Origin of the sequence: Paenibacillus sp. NPDC056933 (assembly GCF_042674385.1) — a bacterium.
Taxonomy (GTDB): Bacteria; Bacillota; Bacilli; order Paenibacillales; family Paenibacillaceae; genus Paenibacillus.
On record NZ_JBHUQN010000002.1, the window covers coordinates 1,009,131 to 1,029,205 of the forward strand.

The following is a 20,075-nucleotide window of genomic DNA, read 5'->3' on the forward strand; positions in this document are numbered from 1 at the left end:
GATTCACCTCGCATAACGGGATAAGTTTAATAATATACCTAGCGCTGTCAACATCAATGTCAGAGAGGATCCGCCATAACTAATAAGGGGAAGGGTGATCCCCGTAACGGGCATAAGCCCAATAACGACACCAATGTTAATGATGACCTGTACAGCCACCATACCCACAATCCCGACACCCAGCAGACTTCCAAAAGCATCCGGTACTGTCATCGCTACGCGCATCCCTCTCCAAACCAGTACCAGGAACAGCAATAATACAATCATTCCACCAATGAAGCCAAGCTCTTCTGCCAAAATGGAGAAAATAAAATCCGTTTGCGGCTCGGGAACGTAGCTGTATTTTTGTCGGCTCATCCCCAGCCCCAAGCCCGCAAGTCCTCCGGGGCCGATCGCATATAACGATTGAATAATCTGATATCCGGCACCAAGTGGATCAGACCACGGGTCCAAAAAAGCCGTTATTCGCTGCAATCGGTAAGGAGCTGCTGCAATCAACGCGGCAAACCCTGCTACCCCGCCAAGGGCGAGCAGCAAGAGATGTTTCATCCGTGCTCCTGCTGTAAAAATAATAAGCATGGATGCACCCAGCATTACGGTGCCTGTCCCCAAGTCGGGCTGAAGCATAATAATACCAAAGGCCAAACCAATCAATCCAAGCGGTGGCAAAAGCCCCGTGGTGAACGTTTTGATTTTACCAGGTTCTTTGCTTAACCAGTGAGCAAGAAACAGGATCATGCCCAATTTCATGAATTCCGAAGGCTGTATGCCGAACGAGCCAATGCCCAACCAACTTCGCGCCCCCCCACGAACTACTCCGATGCCGGGAATCAGCACCGCAATCAGCATGATAAAACAGGCAATCAGTATAGGTTTGGCATATTTTCTCCAGACCCGGTAGTCCACATTTGCGGTAACAAACATGGCAGCAAGCCCAAGTCCGGCGAACAACAGCTGTCTTTTGACAAAATAAAATGAATCACCATAGTCATGGAAAGCCAGCACCGAGCCCGCACTATAGACCATAATAATGCCGATGGCAAGCAATGCCAGAATACAAATCAGGAGCCAGATATCCGGCGCCGGTCGCGACTGTTTCATCAGGAGGCCACCCCTTGCATGGAAGTAGGGGCTTTTCCACCCCCCTACTTACAAGTTATGCGCCGCCTCTTTAAAAATGCGTCCTCGCTCTTCATAGGAAGCAAACATGTCCCAACTTGCACATGCCGGTGACAACAAGACGACATCACCCGGAGCTGCAAGCTGCGAAGCTTCCTGCACGGCAGCGGTTAACGTTTGGGCAGCGTCCTCCTCATTATCGACGACCTTAATTTGCTTTAATCCCGCCAGTTCTGCGACCTTGGCAATTTTGGTGCGTGTCTCACCAAGAGCAACTACAGCTTTTACACGCTCCTGGAACAGTGGCAGCAATTCCATCATGTCTGAACCACGATCCAGTCCTCCGGCAATGAGCACGACCGGTTCCTTGAATGAGTTCAGCGCCATTACGGTTGCCTTGGAGTTGGTCGCTTTGGAATTGTTGTAATAGTTGGCTCCGTTATGTTCAAGTACAAACTCAAGACGGTGTTCAACCCCCTTGAAGTCAGCCAGAGGCGCAGCAAGCACAGATGGATCGGCTCCAGCGGACACAGCAATAGCTACTGCTGCCAATGCATTTCCCACATTGAATCGTCCCGGGATTCCGATGTCTTCCACATCAATAATGACGTGATGGTTGCCCTGACCGTCTGCATAGATCACCTGGCGCTTCACATCATCCTCTTCCCCGTCCACGTATGGAGGATCAGCATATACCCCTGCTTCAAGCTTCTCTGTCAGCGAGAATGGGAGCAGTTTTGCTTTGATATAAGGAACCAGTCCGCGGCATACCGGATCATCCCAGTTCAGGATAGCTACATCCTCCGGCTGCTGGTTGGAAAATAATTTGGCTTTGGAAGTCACATAATCATCCATGTCTCCATGATAGTCCAAATGAGTCTCCGCTACGTTTAACAAACTGGCAATACGCGGCCGGAAATCGGCTGTTCCTTTGAGTTGGAAACTGCTAAGCTCCACCACCATCCAGTTATCCGCAGAAGCCTGCTCTGCTGCCTCACTCAATGGCGTTCCAATATTACCGGCAACAATAGGTTTCAAACCGGCAACCTCCAACATGTTGCCTACCCACGTTGTTGTAGTCGTTTTCCCATTGGAACCCGTAATTCCGATCATAGGGGCAGCGCATAGATGATAAGCTACCTCCACTTCGGTCACTACTTCGATGCCTAATGCAAGCGCCTGCTGCACAGGAGGTGCCTGATACGGAATGCCCGGATTTTTGACCACAAGCTTCACATCACTTTGAATCAAGTCGTCGGGATGACCTCCGCACACAACAGAAATTCCCAAAGCCTCCAATTCGGATGCTTCGGGACACTGTTCTCTCTCTTTTTTATCATTAACTGTAACCTTGGCGCCGGCACGATCCAATACTTTGGCAACCTGCACACCACTCTTCGCGAGTCCAAGTACAACCACTTTTTGTCCACGATATGATTCAGGATGGTTCATTGTTTACAACCCCTTGTTGAGATAAAGTCCAAGAGCGGCCAATATGGCTCCTACCGCCCAAAAAGTAATGACAACTCGCCATTCCGACCAGCCGCTCAGTTCAAAGTGGTGATGAATCGGGCTCATTTTGAATATGCGTTTGCCACGTGTTTTAAATGATACCACTTGAATAATAACGGACAGAATCTCGATAACGAAAATGCCGCCAATAATAACAAAAAGAAGTTCTGTCTTCGTCACAATAGCGACTGCACCAATCGCACCGCCAATTCCCAGGGACCCTGTATCTCCCATAAATACTTTGGCAGGGTGTGCATTGTATACGAGGAAACCAAGCACCGCACCGATCATTGCTGCTGCACATACTGCTGCTGGCATGGATGTTGCTTGCATGGCCACAATGGCAAATGCGCCAAATGCAATGGCGCTCACCCCGGACAGCAAGCCATCCAGACCGTCCGTGAAGTTGACTGCATTCGTAATGGCAAGCATCATGAACACAACGAATGGATAGTAGAACCATCCCGTCCAGTCGAAGGATAAAGATGTACCTGGAACCGATATAGCCGTACTATGTCCATTTTGGATCAGCAAGTAACACATCACCGCACTGAACAATAACTGACCGAACAACTTTTGTCTGGCTGTAAGTCCCAACGAACGTTTGAATACAATCTTGATGTAATCATCCAGGAAGCCAATCAGACCGAAGCCAAGTGTAGCTACGAGCAGGACGTAGAAGTCCGTATTTTTGACCGCTGAAAATTTCAAAAAGGCCAATGCGAACGCGAGTAAAATGACTACTCCGCCCATTGTGGGTGTACCGCTTTTTTTCAAATGGCTCTGTGGACCATCTTCCCGAACCTGCTGCCCGAATTTCATTCGACGCAGCAACGGAATCAAGAGCGGTGCGGCAATCACCGCCAAAATAAATGAAACACCGATTGTTAACAGTAATACCTGAAAATCCATGGGTTCACCCCTCTAGTCTACTCAATTCTGTAATGGAGCTATTTTTAGCGCTTCGACCACGTCCTCCAGCTTCATGCCCCGTGAGGCCTTGAACAAGACAACGTCTCTGGGATGGAGCCTCTCCAGCAGAAAACGGGTCAATTCTTCTTTGCTCTCAAACGCATGTACGGCTTCCGCAGGCATGTTCTGTCTCGCCCCTTCAGCAATACTTGATGACAAAGGGCCATATGCCAGCACCATATCCATTTTGTCAGGTGTAATGTACTCCCCGATGCCACGATGAAGCTCTTGCTCCTGAGGTCCCAGTTCGAGCATATCGCCAAGTACAGCTACTTTATTACGATATCCTTTAAGGCTTTCTAGAACATTCACTGCGGCCTTCATGGAGGTCGGGCTTGCATTGTATGCATCGTTGAGCAGGGTCAGACCACTCACACCCTGAAGAACTTCAATGCGCATGCCTGTCAATTTCAATCCGGACAGCCCTGCTGCAATTTGCTCGGATTCCACTCCATAATGACGTGCAACCGCTAGCGCAGCAAGACAGTTAACCACATTATGAGTCCCCAGCAATGGCAATGTAAGAGCAGCTTCTCCCAACTGCTTGGTCGTAAAAGCAACCCCGTTTTGCACATTCATGAGTCCCGTAGGATAATCATCGTTATCTGCCTGCAAGCCAAAAGTATAACGCCGAAGGCCTTCAGGCTGCTTTGTGGCCGGCTCTGCCAATACTTGCGCGAGCAAAGGCTCGTCTCCGTTGTAGATCAGTAAACTGCCTGGTTTCATGCCAGCAGCGATTTCAGCCTTGGCACGGGCAATCTCCAATCGGGACCCCAGTTGAAGCAGATGAGACTCCCCAATGTTCGTGATGATCGCGACATCCGGCTGGGCGATCACAGACAATTCTTCGATCTCCCCCCGGCCGCTCATGCCCATTTCAAGAATCACAATTTCGGTATCGGGCTCCATGCTTAGTACGGTGAGTGGCAGGCCAATATGGTTATTAAAGTTGCCTTGGGTTTTGTGCACTTTGAACGTGGTAGACAGAATGGCATCCACAATGTCTTTCGTTGTTGTTTTGCCATTGCTGCCCGTAATACCCACGACTGATGCATCGCTTTCCCGCAAATAGGATGAAGCGAGCTCCTGCAATGCAACAAGGGTATCCTCTACCACAATGACAGCACCTCGTGGTTCAGTCCCATGGTCCCTTTGCCATAGGGTCCCGGCAGCACCCTTCTCTACACAGGTTTGCACAAATTCATGTCCGTCAAACCTTTCGCCAACCAGCGGGATAAAGAGACTTCCCTGGGTGGGCTTACGTGAATCTGTAAATACACCTTCAACAGACACATCTCCATAAGCGGCAACGTCAGTTAGTGTTCCTCCACACATCTCGGCGATTTGTGCCAATGTTTTTTTTATCAATTGGATTTGCCCCTTATCGCTTCTTTCGCTATGATCCGGTCGTCAAAGTCCGTTTTGGTTGTACCGATGATTTGATATGTCTCGTGGCCCTTGCCCGCAATCAATACTACATCGGCAGGGCTTGCCATTTCAATAGCTTCATGAATCGCCTGGCGCCGATCCACAATCATGGTATAACGATCCGCTTGAATGCCATCTTCAATCAGTCCCTGTTCAATGTCTTTAAGAATCAAATCAGGATCTTCTGTACGCGGATTATCGGAAGTAACCAATACAATGTCGCTATATTTCGCTGCAATTTTGCCCATTAACGGGCGTTTCGTACGATCTCGGTCACCACCGCACCCAAATACACAGATTACACGTCCCTCAGCAAATTCTTTCACTGTCCGCAGTACGTTCTCCAGGCCATCCGGAGTGTGTGCATAATCAACAATAACAGCAAACGGCTGTCCTTCATCCACAGCCTCTACACGTCCATCTACACCAGGCACCGTCTCCAGGCTGCGTTTGATCTCTTCCAACGGAACATTCTCAACCAAAGCAGCAGCAATGGCAGCCATTGCGTTGTACACATTGAATTTGCCGACCATCCGTAGACGAATATCCGTGCTGCCACGGAAGGTGTCCACATGGAAAGAAGTACCTTGAGATGTAATGGATATTTGGGATGCGCGAACATCTGCATGGTCTTCCATGCCGTATGTAATCACTTCGGCCGCTGTAACAGATATAAAATATGCTGCTGCAGGATCATCTGCGTTGATCACAGCAAATTTGCGCTTCGAAGCATCCTCCGTATAACCGTTACCCAGCCTTGCAAAGAACAATCCTTTGGCTGCACGATATTCTTCCATGGAATGATGGTAATCCAGATGATCCTGCGTCAGATTGGTAAACACGGCAGTCCGGAATTCCGTTCCCTTAACACGACCTTGCTCCAGAGCGTGGGAGGATACTTCCATAACACAGCAGTTCGTACCTGCTTGAACCATATCATGCAGACTGCGCTGCAAGTCGAGCGCTTCCGGCGTTGTCCCTGACATTGGGTATGTGCGACCGTCATAACGCATTTGAATGGTCCCGATCAAACCCGTTTTCTGACCAAAATCACTCATGATTTTTTCAATCAAGTAGGTTGTCGTTGTTTTCCCGTTGGTTCCCGTTACACCAATCATATTCATCTTGCGGCTTGGCGAGTCAAAAAAGGAATTTGCCAATACAGCCATTGCAAAACGGCTGTCTTTGACCAACAGTTGCGGAACAGGCAGATCCAGCTCACGTTCCACTACCAGAGCAACAGCTCCAGCGTTTACGGCCTTCTCCGCAAAATCATGTCCGTCGACCGTATGTCCCGGAAGACAGATAAACAGATCTCCCGGTTGTACCTGGCGAGAATCTGTCTGTAGGTTTTGGCATTCTGTATTTGGTTCGCCAATAACACGGGCGGTTGTCAGCGTTGATAAAAGTTGTTTTAAAAGCACATGAATAACCTCACTTTTCCAAGTTTACTTCGACTTCGATATCTGTCTGTATTCATACTATCGTCAATACAGCCCATTAATGAAACGCAAGTTAGTGAATTTTGTTGCGGTGTGGGGATCAAGAGCCCGTCAGGGCTCTTGTCCTTCCTCCTTGGTATGATCATGAATATCATTCAGCACATCGCTCATATAGATCCGTATGGTAGATCCCTGATCCACCCGTGCTCCTGGCTTTGGCGCCTGGTTAATAACATATTTGCCACTGCCGGATTTGGCCAGCATAAAATTCATATTCAGATCCTCATACAAGTCTTCGACCGTAGCTCCTGTCAGATCGGGAACCGTCACGATTTTGGTCTCTCCATACTTGTATTCTTTGGCTACCTGATCCTTACGAACAGGAACATTCATGTAATGCAACGAATCCTCAAGGATGTTCTGCACAATCGGAGCCGCAACCACGCCACCAAACTGAATCCCTTTCGGATTATCCACCGCAGTATACACAACAATCTGTGGATCGTCAGCTGGAGCAAAACCGATAAAAGATACGATATGCTCGGTAGAAGAATAACGTCCATTAATGACCTTCTGGGCTGTACCCGTTTTGCCGCCAACCCGATATCCATCGATGAACGCGGGACGTCCCGTTCCTTTGGCAACTACACTTTCCAGAGCTTCACGCACTTGCTTGGACGTAGCTTCCGAGATCACTTGTCGAACCAGTTCCGGCTTGGCTTCTTCCATCACTTCTCCCGTTACCGGATGAACCCATGCCTTAGTAACATAGGGCTTGTATAGTTTGCCACCATTAATGGCTGCTGACACAGCAGCTACTTGTTGAATCGGTGTAACGGAAACCCCTTGACCAAAAGCAGTGGTTGCAAGTTCTACAGGACCTACACGTGACAGTTTGAACAGAATACCGCTGGCCTCACCACTCAGGTCAATGCCTGTTTTCGTGCCGAATCCAAAGTCTTTAATGTAAGAAAATAACGATTCTTTGCCAAGCTTCTGCCCTAAAGCAACAAACCCGGGGTTGCAGGAGTTTTCCACGACCTGCAGGAAGGTCTGACTTCCATGGCCGCCCTTTTTCCAGCAGCGCAAGCGAGCGCCCCCGACTTCAACAAATCCGGGATCATAGAACTGATCCTGGGTCAGATTGACCTTTTTCTCTTCCAGTGCCGCTGCGAGCGTAATGATCTTAAACGTTGAACCCGGTTCGTAAGTCATCCAGATCGGTAAGTTCCGGTTGTATACTTCGGAAGGATATTGCTGATAATCCGCCGGTTCATAGCCCGGTCTGCTGGCCATGCCAAGAATTTCGCCCGTTTTGGGATTCATGGCAATGGCAAGCGCCGAGTTGGCCTGGAATTTGACCATGGCCTGATCCAGCTCTCGTTCCATGATGGACTGTATCGATTTATCAATAGTCAGTTTCAGGTTCAGACCATCCTTCGGTTCCACATACTTCTCAGATGAGCCCGGCATAAGCCTTCCGGCCGCATCGGACAAGTAGGACACACTGCCATTCAAACCGTTCAGCTTGTCATCATATTTTTTTTCGACGCCCGTCAGCCCCTGATTATCAATGCCCGTAAATCCAAGAATATGAGCCGCCAGATCGTCATAAGGATAAAAGCGTTTATTATCCTCGGCAACAACGATACCCGGAAGCTTCAAATCACGGATGTGCTGAGCCTTCTCCATCGTAATTTTGCGGCCACCGGGTTGTAGTCGGACAATTAATTCTCTCTTCTTGATGGTTGCCAGCACTTTCTCTTCGGTCATCCCCAGCAAAGGAGCAAGCGCTCTTGCTGTTGTTTCCGCTTCTTTCACCTGAGCAGGAATCGCCATAATGGTCGGAGTTGTCACGTTATAGGCCAGAGAAGTTCCATTCCGATCCAGAATTTCTCCCCGTTTGGCTGAATAAGGGATGTTGCGCCGCCAGGATTCTTCCGCTTTCGCCGACAATTCCGGGCCTTCCCCAAGTTGTACATAAGCAAGCCTGATCACCAGGGCAGAAAATAACAACACTAAAATCATTAAACTCCACAGCAGTCTGCGCCGCAGACTTACGCTTGATCCCTTCACGAAAAGATCCCCCCACTCGTCCCAAAATCATGATTGTGTTCCATTCATGAATATTCAGGACAACCGGGGGTTAGAACAAGCTGTCAGTGATCCCTATGGAAGCGAAGCCTCATCCGATGTCTCGGCAGACGATTCGGTCTCATTTGAAGGTGTAGTTGTCGTACTTGTTTTGCCCGCTCCTTCCGTGTTCACCGCTTCATCAGATTCCACTTGGTTGTTAGCCTTATCTTCTGACGTTGGATCAGAAGACTCAGGAGCTTCATCTGCTATACCGGTTACCGCCGCTTTGGCTGTCTGCAAGCTAAGCTGAACCGTTCTCTGTTCACCTGACACCTGCTCCGTTTGCTTCACGACATACCCTTCGCCTTTAACGGTTACGCCCACTTTCATAAGAGAAAGAACTTCAAGTGCATCCCGGAGAGATTCACCTGTCAGATCAGGGATTTTCATCTTGCTACTCTCTTCGGTCAGCAGATAGATTCGCTGACCCGGATTCATGGACGCACCCGCTACAGGGTACTGACGAATAACACTTTCACCCTGACCGAGCGTTTCATAGGCAATCCCTGCGTTCAAAAGCTGGCTTCTGGCCTGTTTCGCTGTCTTACCTGACAGATCAGGAGCTTTGGCTTGAACGACTGGAGTTGTTTTAGACTTTTTGTCAGTGGTCTTCACCGTATCTTTCGGGACTCCCATATATTGAAGAGCTTGACTGGCAATCTTTTTGAATACCGGTGCGGCGGCTGTCCCTCCGCCAATATTGGCACCGTCCGGCTGGTCAATCACTACCAGGATCGCAATTTTAGGATTATTTACGGGTGCAAAACCGATAAACGAAACGACGTCTTTGGATTTACTGTAATCCCCGTTGACGACTTTTCTGGCCGTACCGGTTTTACCAGCCACACGATACCCTTCAATGTAAGCATTACGTCCTGTACCAATCGTCTGATCTGCAACAACCTGCTCCAGGTACCCGCTCACCAGTTTGGAAGATTCCTTGGAAATGACCTGACGAACGACTTTAGGCTTGATCACTTCGGATGAACCGTCATTTGGATTGATAATCTCCTTCACCAAGTGCGGCTCCATGAGTTTCCCACCGTTGGCAATGGCCGAAATAGCTGCTACCTGCTGGATTGGCGTTACCTGTACAAGACCATGACCATAGGCGGCTGTGGCAATTTCCGATTTATAAACCAGCGGCTTGATTGGTGAAGCTGATTCACTCGGCAGATCAATGCCCGTCTTTTTACCAAAACCGAATTGGTCTATGTAATGACGCAAACGTTCACCGCCAAGCATGTTATAGCCCAGATTAACAAACGCAATATTACTTGAACGTTTAACACCTTCCAAGTAGGAAATTCGGCCATAAGCGTGACCGTTGTCACTGATTGGGTAACCACCGATATAGATCCGCTTGGATTCAAACGTGGCGTTAGGATCAAACAGCTTCTCTTCAACCGCACCTGCCAAGGTAACAATTTTAAACGTAGACCCTGGCTCATAGATCGATTGTATAGCATGGTTAATAAAATTTTTCTGATCTGGCGTTTTCCCATAGGTGTTAGGGTTAAAGGTTGGCCAGTTGGCCATACCGAGAATTTCCATCGTATTGGGATCTGCAGCAATGACAGTCATGCTCAGCGGATTGTACTGAGCTACTGCTTCTTTCATTGCATCTTCGATGTAGAACTGAATGGTATCATCGATTGTTAGCTTCAGATTATTCCCGTTTTGCGGAGGAAGATAGCTATCCTGTGAATCGGGAAGCTTAATACCTTTGGCATCCTTCTGATAGTTCAGATAACCATCTGTACCTGTAAGCTGTTCATCGTAGGATAATTCCAGACCGTTGACAGCCTTCCCATCACGGCTCATATACCCCAGGAGATGCGAGGCTAGCGTTTCTTCAGGATAATATCTCTTCGATTCCTGTGTCATGACAATCGCGTTTTGACCCTTGTAGTTATCTTTCAGTTCTTCGCGAAATTCTTCTACTTTAGCAGCCAAATCAGGGCTAATTTTATACCCTTCACTGCGTACTTCACGTTGCTTGTAGAACTCTCCATCCTTATCCTTGGCTGTTACAAGAGCACGCATTTCGCTCTCGTTTTTACCCAGCAAACCAGACAATTTGTCAATAACCACATCTTCAATCCCGAGTTGATTAATCAGCTCCGGATTCACAGACACGGTGTATGCAGGAGAATCTGTCGCCAGAATGTTACCATTCCGGTCTGTGATTGAACCACGACTAGCCTTGATAGTTTGTTCGCGCTCTACCAAACCAGCGGCTTCTTCCTGCCAAAAACCGCTATTAACAACCTGAATAAAAAATATGCGGATTATTAATACAAGAAAAAAGAGGGTAATACATCCCCCTATAAGCAACGTGCGCATCTTTATTCTTTTTACCATCGGTACACCTCTTTTGCTTCAGCATTTTGTATGGATGGATACAAAATGTTCTACTTATTGGCTGGATCCGAGGATGATTCAGTACCTGCCGAGTTCGATGTACTCGTTGAGCGAGGTACAAAAATGACATCCTTGCCGGAAGACTCAACATAACCAAGTTTGCGAGCATTCTCGATGACCAAATTGTTCAGTTTTTCTTTTTCCACTTGCAGATTTGCAATGGTTTTCTCTGCTTCTCTCACGTCGGACAACGTCGTCTGTGCCTGCTTGTTAAGCTCATAGATGTGAGCATAGCGCGACATCATTACACCGCCGACAACAATGACAGCAATCAGAGTAATCAGATACAAAAATTTCTCGCGTGCCGGAAGACCGGTACGACGGGTCACCACTTTGGTGGTTTCCTTGTACCGCTGCTGGGTCACACGCTCTTGGGACGCTTTTTCTTTCACTGCCAGATTACCACGTGTATATGCCATACAAAGGCTCCTCCACTCTGTTTTTACAATTTCTCGGCTACGCGCAGCTTCGCTGAACGAGCACGGGAGTTCTCGGCCAGTTCCGTTTCCGTCGGACTTAGCGGCTTTCTGTTCACTAAACGCAAGACACCCTTACCACCGCATACACACAACGGAAAATCGGGAGGGCATGTACATTTCTCCAGATAACTGCTAAAGATCTGTTTGCAAATCCGGTCTTCAAGTGAGTGAAAGGTAATAACAGAGACACGTCCACCTGGCGCCAGACACCGAACCGCCTGATGTAATCCTTCCTCGAACGCACCAAGCTCATCATTTACTGCAATTCGCAACGCCTGGAAGCTGCGCTTCGCAGGATGCCCTCCGGTACGACGCGCTGCCGCAGGAATGCCTTCTTTAATCAATTCTACCAGTTCACCAGTCGTCTCAATCGTCGATTGCTTACGTTTCTCTACAATGACACGAGCAATTCTTCTAGAGAATTTCTCTTCACCATAACGATACAATACGCGTGCAATCTCCTCTTCCGGCCATTCGTTAACGATCTCCTTGGCAGTGAGGGATGCATCCTGATCCATACGCATATCCAGAGGAGCATCGTGATTGTAGCTGAATCCACGTTCCCCTTCGTCAAATTGTGGAGAGGATACCCCCAAATCGTACAAAATCCCATCAACCTGTGGTACGCCATCTTTCATCGGTACATCCAGTTCCTTAAGAACCTGCTCCAGATCACGAAAATTGGTTTTGACCAATGTAATTCGCTCTCTGTACGGAGCTAATTTTTCACGTGCGTTATCCAAAGCCCAATCATCCTGATCAAGTGCGATCAGACGTCCCTCCGGACCGAGCTTGGAAGCAATCACGGAACTATGTCCCGCGCCGCCTAAAGTGCAGTCCACGTATATACCGTCCTGCTTGATGTTTAAACCCTCTGTTGCCTCTTCTTTGAGTACGGTTATGTGGTGAAACAACCTGCACCCCTCCTGACTTTATAGATCAAAATTAAAATCGACCAGCTTTTCGGCAATGTCGTTGAATGCTTCTTCGGATTGATTGAAATAACTCTCCCATATGCCTTTGCTCCAAATCTCCACCCGGTTCGACACACCAAGGACAACGCAATCTTTGTCCAGCTTGGCATACTCTCTAAGATTGCCCGGCAAATTTACCCTGCCCTGTTTGTCCAATTCACATTCGGTAGCACCCGAGAAAAAAAACCGGGTAAAAGCACGTGCATCAGATTTCATTAATGGCAGTGCTTTGAGCTTCTGTTCCATGACCCCCCACTCCTCCATGGGGTACACGAAAAGACACTGGTCCAAACCCCGTGTGACAACGAAAGAAGGCCCCAGAGATTCGCGGAATTTAGCCGGAATAATAACCCGACCCTTATCATCAATGCTATGTTGGAACTCCCCCATAAACATTGGCCCACTCACTCCTCACCCGTTTCTCCCACTTTGCCCCACTTTCCACCACCTAAGCATAATAGATTCGCACAAAAAAATCAAAACCCTTCTTGCTTGCTTTACTTTTTTAATTTCGTAATCGCAAAAAAACGTCTTTGATCCTGTCAGTCAGGATCAAAGACGTTTCCCGTTTACGAACAATCGCACGTACACCGCATATGAGCCATTCATCAATTAACCATTGTAAACCCTTTGAATCACTTTATCAGCTTGTAATTAATGGATGCCTCTTAGAATTTCCAGCTATCCAGATATTTTTCTTGCTCCACTGACAGGGAGTCGATGGCAATGTTCAAGCTTTCCAATTTGTAACTTGCGACCTGCTGGTCGATGTCATAAGGTACATTAACAACGGTTTTACCCAAGCTCTCATAGTTCTCGCTTACATAACGCAGACCCAGCGCCTGCAAAGCAAACGTCGTATCCATAATCTCGGCAGGATGTCCATCTGCTGCACCCAGGTTTACAAGACGTCCTTCAGCCAGCAAATACATTTTACGACCATCTTTGAAACGATATTCTTCAATGTTGCGGCGTACTGTGCGGATTGAATCCGAACGTTTGGCAAGCTCAGGTTTGTTCACTTCCACATCAAAGTGCCCAGCATTGCTCAGGATCGCTCCATCTTTCATTACATCGTAATGCTCTCCAGTAATCACATCTTTATTGCCCGTAACCGCGATGAAAAAATCACCCAGCTTGGCTGCTTCCACCATGGTCATGACACGGAATCCGTCCATATGCGCTTCTACAGCCTTGATAGGATCAATTTCCGTTACGATTACATTCGCTCCCAATCCTTTGGCTCGCATCGCTACGCCTTTACCACACCAACCGTAACCCGCTACAACCACATTCTTGCCTGCAACGACCAGATTCGTTGTACGGATGATCCCGTCAAATGCAGATTGACCTGTACCGTAACGATTATCAAACAGGTATTTGCAATAAGCGTCATTGACTGCAACCATCGGGAATCGCAGTTGGCCTTCTTTCGCCAAAGCTTTCAGACGAATGATGCCCGTTGTCGTTTCCTCTGCTCCACCACGAATGGTGGCAGCAAGATCCGGACGCTCCGATGCAATAATTGTGGCGAAATCTCCACCATCATCAATAATCAGGTCAGGTTTTACCTCCAGTGCACGAAGCTGCAATTCCTTGAATTCAACAGGATCCGGATTATGTTTGGCGTACACCGTAACTCCATCTTCAACCAGAGCTGCACAGACATCGTCCTGTGTTGACAATGGGTTACTATGCGTAATGGTAACTTCTGCACCACCAGCCTGAATGACTTTTGCCAGATAAGCCGTTTTAGCCTCAAGGTGGAGACAAATTGCTACTTTCAAGCCTTTAAACGGCAGGTCTTCTTCAAATTGGCGACGAATGCGGTTCAATACCGGCATATGCGCTTCTACCCAATCAATTTTTAAATGACCTTCCGAAGCAAGTCCCATATCCTTCACAATACTGTTTTGCAAAGCAGGTGTTTTCATTCCTTCTCCCCCTCAATATATTCCTACTATTATAAAGGTCACTACAGTGTGATCATTTGGTGTTGTCCACGGAATTCGCACTGACTTTCAATCAGCTGCCCAATCCACTCTGTTCCATAACGATTCAGGTAAAAGAGCGCATTATGTACTCGTTCCTGCGGTTTGTTCATGGGGAAAAGTGAATTCTGAATTCCGTTCCAGTGCCTTAGGCTCACATTGTGTTTTTCTTTGATCGCCTTATGGGTCTGCTGTTGTAGGTACTGTATCTGTTCGCTAATTTTGCCTACATTGGTTTCTCCAATTCGGTCCAGACCAGGATGAATCTCTGCAATCTGGTCAAGCAATGGTTGATATAGATCGGAGAACGCTTGTTGAACTCTCCCAAACTGTTCATCCACCCGGAAGGTCTCCTGCTGTGCCAGCCATTGCTTCTTCCTATCTTCCATATGATATTGAACGTCCTGAAAAGAAAGACCGTACTGCTCCATATGTTTGCGATGAACATCTTCCAAAATGGTAAAGGACAAGCGCGGCAGCAAAATAGGCATCTGCAATCCGAACTGCCGGAACGCTTCACGCGTCAATCCCCAATAGGCAATCTCACCCTGACCCAAAATAACAGCCGCTACAGGCAATATGGAGTCTTGCATCAATGGGCGTGTTAACACATTGTTGCTAAACTGCTCGGGATGTTCAGTGAGTTCCTGAAGCAACCGCTCTTCTGTAAACGAAACCAGACCTTTACGATCGCTGAACAAGCCATCTTTCAACATCAGAAGCAACCGTGCGCCTTCATGGATGTAGAATAGATTGGCTCCATCTTCCGTGACTTCAGCAGGCATGGCATAGCCTGCCTGTTCCAACTTGGCAGCACCATCTGCATATGCACTCCGTAAAATCTCATTCTCACGAACCAGACGTTCAAACACAGGCTGTTCCAGTCTGCGCAAGTCTGGATCTGCAGCATCCATCAGAACAAGTCCAGTACTGCCAAACAAGGCTGAAATTAATCGGGCAAATGCATCACTTAGGTTCGAGCTGGATTCATGTATCTCGGTAATCAGCTTCATTAAACCTGGTTTGTGCATTGTATCCGGTAACAGCTGCTCCACCTGATTCAACACCGTCATCCACTGATCCATTTCCACATGAACATAACTCACAGAATCCCTTCCTGCGAATCGCCCTTGTAATTTGATCTTCGCCATATCTCCGCTGGCGTCAGGCAAGTACGTGTGATTGACTTCATCCCAGTCATGGTCTTCCCCTGCAATCCAGAATACGGGAACTACCGGCCGCTGTAATCTTTTCTCTGCTTCCCTTGCGGCTGCAACTACACTTGCCGCTTTGTAAATCACAAACAACGGACCTGTAAGCAGACCGCTTTGCTGTCCTCCCGTAACAACCAACGCACCTTGTTCCGCGAGACGAGTGATGGACTCATGTACTGCACTATGATCGTTCACCCGCTTATTATATATACGTAGATATTCTGCCAGGCTTTGACGGGGTATACGTGTGTTTTCCGATTGGTCCAGCCACTCGGCACGTGTATGCAGCCCCGATTCCCAGCGTATATCATATTCGTAAAGGCCACGCGCAGCATCCCTTGAACAGACATAGTCTTCTGCAAGTCGCGTTCCGCTGCGGAGTGCCTCGGTCATACCTTTCATGAGGTCTGCCTCCTATCTGCTTCAAAGAGCCTTTCTTGATTGTACCGAATGAGTGCCCTCTTCGTCAAAAGAAAGTGCATCAAAAAATAAAAAACCACCGAACAAAGTCGGCGGTTTGATATTTATGGATAAGTCCAAATGAAAATTTATACTTTTTATACGTAAGGTTCTGCAACCCAGTGACCTTTGGAAACCTCAATCAATTGAGCATTCTGCAGGTTGTACGGATCATTTGCAGGCCCACCAGATCCATTTTTAATTGCTTGTTCTTCCGGCAGCAAAATGCGACGTTTGCTCGCTTCTACTTCCGGGTCAGGTACAGGGATCGCAGACAGCAATGTTTTGGTGTAAGGGTGAATCGGATTAGCATATAGTTCTTCACTTTCTGCCAACTCCACCACTTTACCCATGTACATTACAGCTACACGGTCACTGATATGCTTAACCATGGACAAGTCATGCGCAATGAACAGGTATGTCAAGCCGAGACGCTGCTGAAGTTCTTCCAGCAAATTAACGACCTGAGCCTGAATGGACACGTCCAGTGCAGACAATGGCTCATCACAGATGATGAATTTAGGGTCTACAGCCAATGCACGGGCAATCCCGATCCGTTGTCTTTGACCACCTGAGAATTCATGTGGATACCGGAGTGCATGGCTAGGATTCAGACCTACAAGATCAAGCAGTTCTTCAACACGTCTCTTCCGCTCTGTCCGGCTTGACGCCAGACCATGAATATCGAGGGATTCACCGATAATATCCATAACGTTGAAACGCGGATTCAAGGACGCATAAGGATCCTGGAAAATCATTTGCATATCTTTACGCATTTCTTTCATTTTGCGTGGGGACAGCTTATAGATATCTGTTCCGTTAAAGTTAACGTTTCCGCCTGTTGGCTCATAAAGGCGAAGAATCGTACGGCCAGTTGTGGATTTACCACAGCCAGACTCCCCTACAACTCCAAGTGTTTCGCCTTCAAAAATATCAAAGCTAACATCATTAACCGCTTTGAGAATGTTGCCTTTACCCAAATTGAAGTATTGTTTCAGGTTCTTCACTTGAACCAGCGGCTTGTTGGCACCTTTGATAATACCAACTGGAGTAGGCTTTTCTTTCTTAGGCTCGTCCAGACGAGGAAGAGCATTCAGCAATTTAATCGTGTAAGGATGCTGAGGGTTACTGAAGATTTCGGCAGTTGTTCCTGTTTCAACAACTTCGCCTTCCTTCATAACGACAACACGGTCACACATTCCTGCGACTACTCCAAGGTCATGCGTGATAAGCATGATCGAAGTTCCCAGCTTTTGCTGCATGTCCTTCATCACATCCAAGATTTGTGCCTGGATCGTTACGTCGAGTGCAGTTGTTGGTTCATCCGCAATCAGAAGGGATGGACGGCATGCCAGGGCAATCGCAATCATAGCACGCTGACGCATACCACCGGAAAATTGGTGCGGATAATGATTCATACGCGCTTCCGCATTTTTGATGCCTACAAGTTCAAGCATTTCCAATGCACTTTTTTGAGCTTCTTTTTTGGACATATTCTGATGCTTGCGCAGTACTTCGGTAATTTGTTTACCAATTTTGATGGTAGGATTCAAAGAAGTCATTGGATCCTGGAAGATCATGCCGATATCTTTACCACGGATGGCTTCCATTTGTTTATCTGTCTTATTCAGCAGGTCCTGCCCGTGAAAAGTAATTTCTCCGCTTTTGACCTTCGAAGGCGGGGAGGGAATCAATTTCATGATGGTTTGGGCAGTAACACTCTTACCACTACCAGATTCACCTACGATCCCCAGCGTCTCTCCTTTGCCAAGTTCAAAACTCACATTTTTAACGGCATCAAATTCACCAGAACGTGTCGTGAACGACACACTTAGGTCTTTGACTGTTAAAATCGGCTCCATAATCCCACCTCCTATTTCTATTTACGTAATTTCGGATCAAGCGCGTCGCGCAAGCCGTCACCAAGCAAGTTAAATGCGAGCATTGTCATAACCATCAGACCTGCAGGGAACCACATCCGCCAAGGATACAGCGTCCAGCCTGTTAAGGCATCATTGATCATTGACCCAAGTGAAGATCTTGGTGCCGAAACACCCAAGCCCAGGAAGCTCAGAAACGCTTCTGCAAAGATGGCATTTGGAATCGACAACGTCAATGTAACGAGAATGGGTCCGACAGCATTTGGCAACAAATGACGGAAAAGCTGACGTCCTGTGCTTGCGCCCATGGAACGAGCCGCAAGAATAAAGTCTCTGTTTTTGAGTTGCATAATCTCACCACGTACAATCCATGACATGCTGATCCAGCCTGTAATGGTAAGGGCGATAATAATGGTCGTTAAACTTGGCTCCAATACAACAAGCAACAGAATAACAACGAGCATGTAAGGCAGGGAGTACAAGATCTCGGAGAACTTGTTCATGATACCATCAACACGTCCACCATAGAAGCCCATAATTGCCCCATAAATCACACCGATGATAAGGTCAATTAAAGCAGCGGCTAAACCTACAGTAAGAGACACACGTGCACCTACCCAGGTTCTTACCCATACATCACGACCCAATTCATCTGTCCCAAACCAGTGTTCAGCACTCGGTGAAGCATTAGCATTCAATAGATCATTGGAATAATAATTATAGCTTGAGAATAACGAAGTTGGACCAATCATTGAGAAAATGACAACAAGGACTAGAACAGTCAAACTAATCATAGCGGCCTTGTTGGTTGCAAGTCTGTACATAGCGTCTTTGAATAGCGATACACTCTCTTGCGATTTCAACGTTGCCTGACTATCCAGGCCTGTGTTCGCTGTTTCTTTATTGTTGTTATTCGTGCCAGACAACGTTATGCCCCCTTCCGGCTTTCTAGCTTAATTCTAGGATCGATCAAAACGTAAGCAATATCTGTCAGGAAACGTGCAAGCATCAAGAGAATACCATAGAAAATTGTAATCCCCATAATCATCGTATAATCACGATTCGTAATACTCTCTACGAATACTTTACCAATTCCGCCAATATTAAAGATCTGCTCAATAACAACGGAACCTGTAATAATATTCGCCGTCATCGGACCAACATAAGTAACAACTGGCAGAATCCCGTTCCGTAAAACGTGTTTAAACATGATAGCAGGCCATTTCAAGCCTTTGGCTTTGGCTGTCTTGATGTAGTCTGCATGCAACACTTCCAACATGCTTGAACGCGTCAAACGCGCGATAAAGGCAATTGGAGATGCTGACAGGGCTGCAACTGGCAGCACATAGTCGAGTGGGCCATCGAACCCCATAACGTTAAACCAGCCGAGTTTAAAGGCGAAGACGTATTGTAGCAACGAAGCGAGCAAAAAGCTCGGAACTGCAATACCTATAACAGCTAAAATCATCGTTACATCATCAATCAGTTTACGGTGATAAACCGCTGCAAGAAGTCCCAGCAGAACACCCACAATAATTGAGATAATGATCGCAAAGATTCCCAGCTTCAATGATGCTGTAAACGTTTGAGTGATCATGTCAGATACATCCTGATTCAGGTATTTCATCGAAACCCCGAAATCACCTTTGATGATTCCGCCCATATACTTCAGGTATTGTTCATACATCGGTTTGTCTAAACCATACTTCACTTCCAAAAGTGCCCGAATTTCGGGTGATACTTTTTTCTCGGATGTAAAAGGGTCACCCGGAATGGCCTTCATCAGGAAGAAGGTTGCTGATGCGAGTATGAAAAGCGATAGCAGCACAAATAGCAGTTTTTTCAAAACGTACTTAACCAACCCTTGCACACCTCCACAAACAATATTTTGTATACAAATCGATTGTAGATTTAGACAGAAATAAAGTCCAATCCATTTATCGGAAATTTCAAGAATTATAAGGAAAATCGGTGTACATACAAAAAAATCGGGATATATATGGAATTCCACATATATATCCCGAAGCAATCATATTAGACTTCAG

General features: G+C 47.1%; 15 protein-coding genes. All 15 read right to left on the minus strand.

The window, feature by feature from the left end; genetic code table 11:
* Window positions 1–3 precede the first annotated feature (3 nt).
* The gene (gene spoVE, locus ACFTRD_RS19495; protein WP_379382816.1) at window positions 4–1,101 is read right to left on the minus strand and encodes a stage V sporulation protein E; all 1,098 of its coding nucleotides are present in this window, start codon (window positions 1,099–1,101) and stop codon (window positions 4–6) included.
* A gap of 48 nt (window positions 1,102–1,149) precedes the next feature.
* Entirely contained in the window at window positions 1,150–2,571 is a 1,422-nt protein-coding gene (murD, locus tag ACFTRD_RS19500; protein ID WP_379382818.1) for a UDP-N-acetylmuramoyl-L-alanine--D-glutamate ligase, read from the minus strand.
* A 3-nt stretch (window positions 2,572–2,574) separates the two neighbouring features.
* Window positions 2,575–3,543, minus strand: coding sequence for a phospho-N-acetylmuramoyl-pentapeptide-transferase (gene mraY, locus ACFTRD_RS19505; protein ID WP_379382820.1), 969 nt, complete (start codon window positions 3,541–3,543; stop codon window positions 2,575–2,577).
* Window positions 3,544–3,564: 21 nt separating this feature from the next.
* Window positions 3,565–4,968 carry a UDP-N-acetylmuramoyl-tripeptide--D-alanyl-D-alanine ligase gene (locus ACFTRD_RS19510; RefSeq protein ID WP_379383132.1) on the minus strand — a complete coding sequence of 468 codons (1,404 nt, stop codon included), beginning with the start codon at window positions 4,966–4,968 and terminating at the stop codon, window positions 3,565–3,567.
* Complete coding sequence (locus ACFTRD_RS19515; protein WP_379382822.1) at window positions 4,968–6,455, minus strand: UDP-N-acetylmuramoyl-L-alanyl-D-glutamate--2,6-diaminopimelate ligase; 1,488 nt, start codon at window positions 6,453–6,455, stop codon at window positions 4,968–4,970. Before ACFTRD_RS19515 ends, ACFTRD_RS19510 begins: the two co-directional genes overlap by 1 nt.
* Before the next feature lie 129 nt (window positions 6,456–6,584).
* Entirely contained in the window at window positions 6,585–8,549 is a 1,965-nt protein-coding gene (locus ACFTRD_RS19520) for a stage V sporulation protein D (RefSeq protein ID WP_379382824.1), read from the minus strand.
* Window positions 8,550–8,642: 93 nt separating this feature from the next.
* Window positions 8,643–10,973, minus strand: a complete 2,331-nt coding sequence (locus ACFTRD_RS19525) for a penicillin-binding transpeptidase domain-containing protein (RefSeq protein ID WP_379382826.1) — start codon at window positions 10,971–10,973, stop codon at window positions 8,643–8,645.
* A 50-nt stretch (window positions 10,974–11,023) separates the two neighbouring features.
* Entirely contained in the window at window positions 11,024–11,452 is a 429-nt protein-coding gene (locus ACFTRD_RS19530) for a hypothetical protein (protein WP_379382828.1), read from the minus strand.
* Window positions 11,453–11,475: 23 nt separating this feature from the next.
* Entirely contained in the window at window positions 11,476–12,426 is a 951-nt protein-coding gene (gene rsmH / locus ACFTRD_RS19535; RefSeq protein WP_379382830.1) for a 16S rRNA (cytosine(1402)-N(4))-methyltransferase RsmH, read from the minus strand.
* 18 nt (window positions 12,427–12,444) lie between these two features.
* Window positions 12,445–12,882, minus strand: a complete 438-nt coding sequence (gene mraZ, locus ACFTRD_RS19540; protein WP_017687291.1) for a division/cell wall cluster transcriptional repressor MraZ — start codon at window positions 12,880–12,882, stop codon at window positions 12,445–12,447.
* Window positions 12,883–13,154: 272 nt separating this feature from the next.
* Window positions 13,155–14,420 carry an adenosylhomocysteinase gene (locus ACFTRD_RS19545; RefSeq protein ID WP_379382832.1) on the minus strand — a complete coding sequence of 422 codons (1,266 nt, stop codon included), beginning with the start codon at window positions 14,418–14,420 and terminating at the stop codon, window positions 13,155–13,157.
* 41 nt (window positions 14,421–14,461) lie between these two features.
* Window positions 14,462–16,093, minus strand: a complete 1,632-nt coding sequence (gene bshC, locus ACFTRD_RS19550) for a bacillithiol biosynthesis cysteine-adding enzyme BshC (protein ID WP_379382834.1) — start codon at window positions 16,091–16,093, stop codon at window positions 14,462–14,464.
* A gap of 155 nt (window positions 16,094–16,248) precedes the next feature.
* Window positions 16,249–18,012, minus strand: coding sequence for an ABC transporter ATP-binding protein (locus ACFTRD_RS19555; RefSeq protein WP_379382836.1), 1,764 nt, complete (start codon window positions 18,010–18,012; stop codon window positions 16,249–16,251).
* Between the two features lie 17 nt (window positions 18,013–18,029).
* Window positions 18,030–18,893, minus strand: a complete 864-nt coding sequence (locus ACFTRD_RS19560; RefSeq protein WP_379383134.1) for an ABC transporter permease — start codon at window positions 18,891–18,893, stop codon at window positions 18,030–18,032.
* Between the two features lie 65 nt (window positions 18,894–18,958).
* On the minus strand, window positions 18,959–19,891 hold the full coding sequence (locus tag ACFTRD_RS19565; RefSeq protein ID WP_379382838.1) for an ABC transporter permease: 933 nt from the start codon (window positions 19,889–19,891) through the stop codon (window positions 18,959–18,961).
* Window positions 19,892–20,075: the final 184 nt, after the last annotated feature.